This is a genomic window from Sphaerothrix gracilis Ecp01 (genome assembly GCF_030405905.1).
GTDB lineage: Bacteria > Cyanobacteriota > Cyanobacteriia > Phormidesmidales > Phormidesmidaceae > Sphaerothrix > Sphaerothrix gracilis.
On record NZ_JASATW010000014.1, the window covers coordinates 149,345 to 157,967 of the forward strand.

Below are 8,623 nucleotides of genomic sequence, written 5' to 3' on the forward strand. Positions count from 1 at the left end.
TAAAGATCATCTGTTCACCTAGAAAATGAAAAAAGTAGAGGAGATGGGGACGCGGGGAACTAGAGATGCGGCGATAGGTTTTTAGGCTTTTCCTGTCTGCCACCCTGAACGCTGACGAGATTACGACGGACGTTTCAGCTCAAAGAGGCTCAGTTCTGCGCCTTCATAATAGCGATGGGTGAGGCCGAGCGGTGTCATCCCCAGGCGCTGAGTGACGCGGATAGAGCGGTGATTGTGCGGCAGGGTGACCGCATAGAGGGCATCGAGTCCGAGCTGCTGAAAGCCGTAGTTGATGATGGCCTCGGCAGCTTCGGTGGCAAACCCTTTGCCCCAGCTTGCCTGACCAAAATGCCAGCCAATCTCAAAATCCTGGGTTGGCTCTCCCTGGGCGTCAGGAAGCTCCTTCAGCAAAATCGTTCCAATCGCTCGGGCGCTCGCCTTTTCAACCACGGCCCAGGCTCCGGTACCGTCCTGATGAGTGTAAAAGCGATCGCGGTATTGCTGCAGGCGATCTCGGGCTGCTGCTAAAGTCTGAACCGTTCGGCGATCGCCAATCCACTGGGTAACGGCTGGATCTGCGTAAATTCGGTAGCCCTGTTCGGCATCAGTATCGGGTGCCCAGTCTCGAATAATGAGACGAGAAGTTTCTAAACGCAGACCTGCCATAATGCCCTACTCTCTTCTCAGCGCTTTCCCTGGCTGAAGGCTAAAGATGACCCGTTCTCCCAAAAAATAAGTTAGCCCAGCCCCCAAACCAATACCCATGAGGGTATTGGCTAGGTAGTGAACACCCAGCCAGTCTAAAACCGGAAAAATGAGAAAGCTGCGCAATAGGATAATTCCTGCCATGGATAGATGGTACATCGGCAACTGGTAGAGCAAAACAGGCTTTAGTCGCCAGCTTGCCTGGGGCCAGACTCCCAGCCGATAGACTAAAAAGCTGAACAGCAGCGAAATTTCAATCGCCGTCACGTTTGCCAGATTACGCAGCAGCGGCGTTTTAGCTTCAAACAGGGCTACAAGAACCGATATTGCTACCAGATTAAAAGCGGCTGTAATGCCACCGCATATCAAAAACCGAATCTTCTTATCTTTAAGCAAGGAGCCGCTCATGCAGAAAAGCGATTGACAACCTCAGTAGCATAGCGGCTAGCGCCAGTGTGTTGAATTCGCGCAGTCTAAATCAGACATTGGGCAGTCCTGAGCCAGATGCTCACGCTTTTTCCTGCGCAGCGCTAGGCTCACAGCGACAGCAGATTGCAAAGCTTGTAAACAATCCGAGCGCCGACATTGCCGTCCCATTCGCCGCTGCCCACCTCGCAGACATCAAAGCCGATAATTTGGCGATCGCTGCGGCTGACTTCCCGCAGCAGGCAAAAAACCTCTTCTAGCTCCAGCCCTCCCGGTACGGGCGTGCCGGTACTGGGACAGAGCTTGGGATCTAGCCCGTCTACATCAAAGCTGACATACACCTGACGCGGCAGCGCCGCCACGATCTGCTGGCACAGTTCTAGCCAGGGCACGCCCTCATAGCGCCGCTGCTTTAGCGTCGCGTCGTAATGAGTGACCACGCGGCCGTTTGAGCGGTCAATCAGCGCCACTTCGTCATGACAAATATCCCGAATCCCTACCTGCACCAGACGGCTGACCTGGGGAAGCTGCAGCACGTTGTTCATAATCGAGGCGTGGGAAAACTGGAAGCCCTGATAGGCGTGGCGCAGGTCGGCGTGGGCATCAATGTGGAGGATGCCAAAGTCAGGATACTGCGCCGCGATCGCCCGCAGGCTACCCAACGGTACGCTGTGATCACCGCCGATTACCCCTACCTTTTTTCCCTGAGCGAGGGCTGTCTGGGTCTGGGTATAGAGCCAGTGGTTGACGGCCTCACACTCAGCGTTGATTTCTGCGAGAGCTTGGGCCAAGTCTGGACGCTCTGCAATGGGATCGCCCCGCTCGGTAGCCTCAATAATCTGCTGAGCCTGCTGGCGCAGCGCCTCATTTTTAGGCTCAATCCAGTCGGGGGTAGGGACGAGAAAAATGCCCTGCTGCCAGCCGTCTGGATTATCCAAATCATAGAGGTCAAGCTGGGGAGAGGCTTGCAGGACAGCGGCTGGTCCCTGCGCGGTACCCTGATGGTAGGACACGGTCACTTCCCAGGGCACGCCAAAAATAATGATATTGGCGCTGTCATAGTCGAACGGCAGGCCATAGAGATTGCCGTTGTCTAGCCCGACTCCGCTGGGGTCAAAGTTTCGGATGATTGCTTTGCGGCTTGGCATCGCCCCCTATACCCCAACGCTTTCAAACAGCATGTTGCGGATGAAGGTGGGCAGGCAGAAGGCTGCCGTATGCATGTCGGCGTTGTAGTACTGCAATCCTTTCGCCTGGGCAAACTGAGCCGCGCGATCGCGGTCGAGATTGCGCACCGGATGGGGCCCGTCCTTGGCACAGTAGCTAAAGCTCCACATGCCTGTGGGATAGGTGGGAATAAAGGCCAGATAGCACTGCACCTGATCGACGCCAAAAATCTGCTTCAGACAGCGGTTGAGATCAACAAAGGCTTTTTGGTTAAAGCGGGGCGATTCGCTCTGGGCCGTCATCAGCCCGCCTGGACGCAGGCAGCGATAGACCTGCTGGTAAAAGTCGGCGCTAAAGAGTCCTTCCGAAGGGCCAACCGGATCGGAAGAATCGACCACGATCAGGTCATAGCTAGCCTCTGGAGCCTGGGCCACAAAGTCAATGCCATCGCCAATGATCAGGTTTAGCTTGGGGTCGTCTAATGCCTTAGACAGAGTAGGCAAAAACTGCTGCGACGCCTTTACCACTACCTCGTCAATCTCCACCATCGTTACCTGCTCTACCTGGGGATGCTTGAGGATTTCCCGCACGCTGCCGCCGTCACCGCCCCCAATCACCAATACGTCTTTAATAGCAGGCTGGCTCAGCATCGGCACATGGATAATCATCTCGTGATAGGCTTTTTCATCCTTCTCACTGCACATCACCATGTTGTCTACGGTCAGCATTTTGCCGTATTCAAAGGTGTCGAAAATCTCGACAGTTTGATAGGGCGATTTCTCGCGAAAAACCCGCTCTCCTTTGTGGCGAATTGAGAGCGCCATGTTTTCGTTGCGATCGGTGAACCAAACGCTGCGGCTAAATTTGGGTAGTACCAGAGCTTTTGTAGCTTCATCTCGTAGCTCACCTAATTCAATTTCCGAACGCTCCAGCAGGTCTAGCTGGCCTCGATTTAGCTCGATGGCAGAGCCATGTTCTGCCCGAAAAGCCTGCTTCAGTTTGTCATAGGAAATCCAGGGGTTGACGCTGTAGCCGCAGGTGAATAAATCCACGGCAGCATAGCGATATTCCGGCCAGGTATGAATGGCTAAATGACTCTCTTGAATGACGACTACGCCCGAAACGCCAAAGGGCGAGAAATGGTGAAAAACGGAGCTAATTAAGGTCGCTCCGGCCTCTTTAGCCGCCTCAATCATGCTCTTTTCAATCAGCGGTACGTCGTTAAGAATTTCGGTGGAGCAGCCGTGAAATTCGACCAGAATGTGTCTTCCAAGTGATTTCATCGTCAGTGTAGAAATAGCGGTAAAAGCGAAATTTAATCAACCAAAACAGTTTTCTTAAAGGCAGCGATCGCCCAGAGTTAACTCTAAAAAACTTGACTTAAGTTCGTTTTTACAGAGCAGTTCGACTCAAGTTCAAATCTGTATAAATATCTTCAAAAGCAAGTTTCTGCCACCAAAATCTCGGCGTTTAGTTTTAGCTGATTAGTTCCAGCCTTTTGATTTTAGGACTAAAGCAGCGACTTTGTAGCAAACTAGGCTTGAATCAACCCAGTTTGCGGCGCCGAAATGAGACCACTTGCTCCCATGGCTGGGCCTGGGCTAGCGCAGTTAGCTGTCGCCAGGGGAGAGGCTGGCGTAGTCGCCGCATAGGCAATGGCTGAGCTTTTTGCAGACTTAGGGCTTAACTTCCACTCCCTAGCCTTCTCCTGCCTAAGATAGAGTGTTCAGCCTAAACATAAATAGGACTGAAGACAGAGGCTGTAGCAGCTGGAAAAATCTACTATGAATTCAACAGCGTTAGACCAACTGCAGCGATCGCATAGAGCGCCAGCCTGGTCCAAGGCTCTAGAACAGTTCCCTGTCGCCCAGGGTTGTTTGAGTAACGCTGTTGCTATATCGAACCCTCTATATTGAATCCAGGATTACTTATTATCTGATCCTGGTCTATGTTTTACTCACTGAAGCGAAAGGGCACCTCCTGGGTGCCTTTTTGCTTAGAGGCTGTATTTAGAAGCCACAATCATTGAACCCATGCCGGAGTCGGTAAAAATCTCCAGCAGCAGGGCGTGGGGAATGCGACCATCGGCGATCGTCGCTGAGCGCACACCCTGGGCCAGCGATCGCACGCAGCAGGTAACTTTGGGTATCATGCCGCCGGCCACGATACCGTCATCAATGAGCTGCCTGGCTTCTTGAATGTTGAGCCGGGGAATCAGGGTGGAAGGATCTTTGTAGTCTCGCAGGATGCCAGCCGTATCGGTTAGTAGCACCAGCTTTTCAGCACTGAGGGCCGCCGCCAGTTCACCCGCCACCGTATCGGCATTGATGTTGTAAGCCTGTCCTTTTTCATCCGCCGCCACGCTAGAGATGACAGGCACATAGCCCGCCTCCACCAGCGACTTCACCAGCCGCGCATCAATGCTGTTGACTTCGCCCACAAACCCCACTCCTGCATCGCCCTGGGGTCGGGCTTTGATCAGGTCGCCATCCTTGCCGCAAAGCCCGACTGCTGAGCCGCCTGCCTGGTTAATCAGCGAAACCAGCTCTTTATTGACCCGGCCCACCAGCACCATTTCAACCACGTCCATTGTGGGCGCATCGGTGACTCGCAGCCCGTTTTTAAACTGAGGTTCAATACCAAGCTTGCCCAGCCAGGTGTTAATCTCAGGGCCGCCGCCGTGGACGACCACTGGACGAATTCCCACGCAGGTCAGAAATACGATATCTCGAATCACTTTGGCCTTGAGGCTGCCGTCTTTCATGGCAGCGCCGCCATATTTAACGACGACGGTTTGGCCGCGAAACTGCTGCATGTAGGGCAGGGCTTCGCTGAGGACACGGACGCGGGTCGCTTCGGCTTCGACAATATATTCGCTTTCGTTGAGCATGGATGAGGATACTGAGTAAGGGAGCAAAAGAGGGTGGGCAATGCCCACCTTACGAAAAGTTTCTATAAAACCATCTGCCATCCTAGTTCTTATCGGCGGCATTCGGGGGTTCTATTCCGTGGATTTTAATCTCTGGCGGCGTGGTCGGGACAGGATTTTCCAAAATGAGCTGGTGTACTGAAATGAGAGCAACATCAGCTACAGTTTTTGGAGATTGGCGCGCGGTAATTTCTACCCGGACGTCGGCTTGGGCGTAGAGTGGTTGGCGCTGCTGGCTGAGGGATTGCAAATGTTCTATCCAGTCTGCTCGCTGCAGGAGCGGTCGCTGAGTGTCGTTCTGCAGCCGAGCCTGCAACAGCGCTAGCGGTACGTCTAGCCAAACCACGATGCCGTGGTGCAGATAGCTCCAGTTTTTAGGCCGCGTGACGATGCCGCCGCCGGTGGCGATGACGAGGCGCGTATAGGGGGCGACCTGGCTCAAAATCTGGGTTTCAATTTCCCGGAAGGCGGCTTCTCCTTCGGCAGCGAAGATTTCAGGGATGCTTTGCTGAGTGGCCTGCTCGATCAGGGCGTCGGTATCGACGAAGCGGTAGCCCAGCTTTTTGGCAATGATTTTACCGACGGTGGTTTTGCCAGTGCCCATCATGCCAATCAGGTAAAGATTGGTGCCTTTTAAGAGATCGCTCACGGTTCAAGATTGCTTAGTTGCTGCTGTCTTATTGTCGGGTGTTTTGGCCTATCGAACTAGCAGCTAAAAACTATGCCAATGTCAATGCTGCGAGGTTATCCTGAGAGCAGCTTTTTACTATCCGGTAGCAGCAATGCAGGTTTTGCAGGGATTTTGGCAGTTTCTCAACACGGATGTGAGAGAGATTCCTTGGGGAGAACTGGCTGAGCGGGGCATTGATGCGATTACGACGACGAACGATGTCAGAGAGGAACTGAAGGAACAGGCCCCTGCGATCAAACAGCTCCAATCTCACTGGTCGCAGATTGAACCGTTCCTGCAAACTTTGGACTCTCCAGTAACACAACTGGCGATTTCAGGGCTGCCGTTTGTCTCGGTCGGGATTGGGCTGCTGCGGGTTTACCTAGATCTGGTGAAAATTGAGCCGACTTATGAAAGCGCGATCGCTATTGCAGCGCAGCTTGCCTATTTGCAGAGTTTGGAAGCGGTGCTGAGTCAGGTGAGTGATGAGGCGATCAGGGCCAAGCTGGAGCAGGTGTCGCTGAAGCGGTTGGTGGAAAAGCAGCTTGCTCGCCTTGAGACGGCGCAAATCAGCTCAGCAGAGATGAAAGCTGTTACCAGTCGCTTTCGGGAATCAGAACTGGCGGCTGCGTTCAGCGAAGTGCTAGCCGAGCAGATGAATCAGGCTGGTCTTGATCAAAGTGAAAGCCGCCGACTGGTTGAGCAAGTGGCGTGGGGGACGCATCGCTATCTGCATCAGGCCGTGGCTGAGGCGGGTGAGAGCGCGGAGCCGCTGGCGGAGTTTTACCGCACAGGCGGGCAGGCAGTACAGGATCGCTATGACAGTATCAACGAATATTTAGAAACGAAGATTGCACTACTGCCCAAGGAGCAGGTCTTTGACGAGCGCGATCCGCTGATTCGGTTTGAAGATATCTATGTGTCGCTGGACGTGCAGCCGCTGACGCAGGCGGGTGAAAAGCTGCCAAACGAGAGGCCGATTAATATTCACGACTGGGCTAGGCGATTGCTGGAAAACCCGAACGAACCGCGTAAAGTGATGTTCGTGGAAGGGGATGCGGGCCGAGGGAAGTCGGTTTTCTGCCGCATGTTGGCCGACTGGGTGCGGCGAGAACTGGCGTTTTCCTACATTCCGATTTTGATCCGACTGCGGCATATTCGAGCGCTGGCGAACAATCTAACGGAGACGCTAGAAGATTGTCCAGATTTAGAACAGGTGAGGTTTGTCCGGGGTGATTCTGACTGGCTGGCGGATCGGAATACTCGGTTTTTAATTATCTTGGATGGCTTTGATGAACTACTGCTGGAAGGCCGGGCAACGGGTGGCCTAAAAGAGTTTTTGCAGCAGGTGGCGGATTTTCAGGCGCGCAGCCATCATCAATGCTTGGTGACGGGGCGACCTTTAGCCTTACAGAATGTGAATCAACTGATCACCCAGACAAAAGGCTTAGAGCGGGTACGGCTGGAGCTGATGAGCGATGGGTTGCGGGAGCAGTGGTTAGCGAATTGGCAGGCGATTTTTGGCGAAGCTGAGGTTAATCAGTTTCGTGAGTTTATCCAGGCGTGTCCAGATGAGATTGCCGATAACCTAGCACGGGAGCCGCTACTGATCTATCTGCTGGCGCGGCTGCACCGGGAAGGCCATCTGACTCGTGAGATGTTTGCCGATACTGCAGGGCAAGTCAACCAGCGGGTGCAGGCTAAGCTGCGAATCTACCGCGAGTCGGTGAACTGGGTGCTGGAGAAGCAGCGGCAGGATGAAAACTTGCGGCTGGCGGGGCTGGAAGATCTGCACGATCTGCGGGAGGTGCTACAGGAGGCGGCACTGTGCGTGGTGCAGTCGGGCAATGAAACGGCGCGGCTGGCAATGCTGAAGGATCGGTTTCAAGATACGGCAAATCCGATCGCGGCTTTGCTGAAGCAGTCGCAGCAGACAACGGGCCAAGCTGAGGATAAGGCGTTGAACAATCTGTTGACCACGTTTTACCTGAAGCCGGGGGAGGGAGACAAGCGCGGCTCGGTGGAGTTTGCCCATAAGAGCTTTGGTGAATATCTGTTTGCCGAGCGACTGGTAGCAGCTTTTGAGGAGTGGACAAAGTTAGATGATCGAGGCAGGCGATTTCGCCTGGATGACCGGACGGTGAACGGGCAAATCTATGATCTGCTGGGCTATGGCGGGCTGAGCGTGGAGATTGTGGAGTATCTGTTTGAGCTGCTGGCGGAAAGTGAGTTAGACCGGGTACGGCTGTTTGAGCGGCTGCATGAGTTTTATCTGCGCTGGTGCGAGGGGGAGTTTCTGGATCAGCCGCCGACGGAGAATCTGCCGCAGAAGAAGATGCTAAAGCTCAAAGAACAGGCAGTTCCAACTGGATTGAGGCAAGTAGATATCTTTGTCGGATTAAACGCGCTGATTATGTTGTTCAAACTGCACGCAGCGGCCCAGCCTGAAGAATATTCAAACCTGCCTAAAGATGCGCCAAAGTCTGATATTTCATTTCATCCTTGCGGTGAACCGGGGACGGAAACGTTTGATAAGGAGAAACTACTTAGAATCATTCACTATGCGGATTCTCTAGGCACTGGTACTTTCACAAAAGTAGTTGGCCCTCACTGCTCTAAAGCCAACCTCGCCAGCGCCGACCTTGCCAGCGCCGACCTTGCCAGCGCCGACCTTGCCAGCGCCGACCTCGCCAGCGCCAACCTCGACAGTGCCGACCTCGCCAGAG

7 protein-coding genes are annotated in these 8,623 nt (G+C 53.9%); 1 reads left to right on the forward strand and 6 read right to left on the reverse strand.

Annotated elements, in window-relative coordinates:
- Positions 1-120: 120 nt before the first annotated feature.
- The 6 genes from QJQ48_RS16885 to QJQ48_RS16910 all read right to left on the reverse strand — a co-directional run bounded on the left by QJQ48_RS16885 (position 121) and on the right by QJQ48_RS16910 (position 5,876).
- On the reverse strand, positions 121-666 hold the full coding sequence (locus tag QJQ48_RS16885; protein ID WP_346292413.1) for a GNAT family N-acetyltransferase: 546 nt from the start codon (positions 664-666) through the stop codon (positions 121-123).
- Positions 667-672: 6 nt separating this feature from the next.
- Positions 673-1,113: a GtrA family protein gene (locus tag QJQ48_RS16890; RefSeq protein ID WP_346292414.1), complete on the reverse strand. Its 441-nt coding sequence runs from the start codon at positions 1,111-1,113 to the stop codon at positions 673-675.
- Between the two features lie 128 nt (positions 1,114-1,241).
- A complete protein-coding gene (locus QJQ48_RS16895; RefSeq protein ID WP_346292415.1) occupies positions 1,242-2,279 on the reverse strand; it encodes an arginase family protein in 1,038 nt (345 codons plus the stop codon).
- Between the two features lie 6 nt (positions 2,280-2,285).
- Entirely contained in the window at positions 2,286-3,581 is a 1,296-nt protein-coding gene (speE, locus tag QJQ48_RS16900) for a polyamine aminopropyltransferase (RefSeq protein ID WP_346292416.1), read from the reverse strand.
- A gap of 713 nt (positions 3,582-4,294) precedes the next feature.
- Positions 4,295-5,188, reverse strand: coding sequence for an acetylglutamate kinase (gene argB / locus QJQ48_RS16905; protein ID WP_346292417.1), 894 nt, complete (start codon positions 5,186-5,188; stop codon positions 4,295-4,297).
- Positions 5,189-5,270: 82 nt separating this feature from the next.
- Positions 5,271-5,876, reverse strand: coding sequence for a shikimate kinase (locus QJQ48_RS16910; RefSeq protein WP_346292418.1), 606 nt, complete (start codon positions 5,874-5,876; stop codon positions 5,271-5,273).
- 133 nt (positions 5,877-6,009) lie between these two features.
- Here QJQ48_RS16910 and QJQ48_RS16915 point away from each other — a divergent pair.
- Positions 6,010-8,623: NACHT domain-containing protein (locus QJQ48_RS16915; RefSeq protein WP_346292419.1), on the forward strand; the 2,614-nt coding region annotated here is incomplete at its 3' end.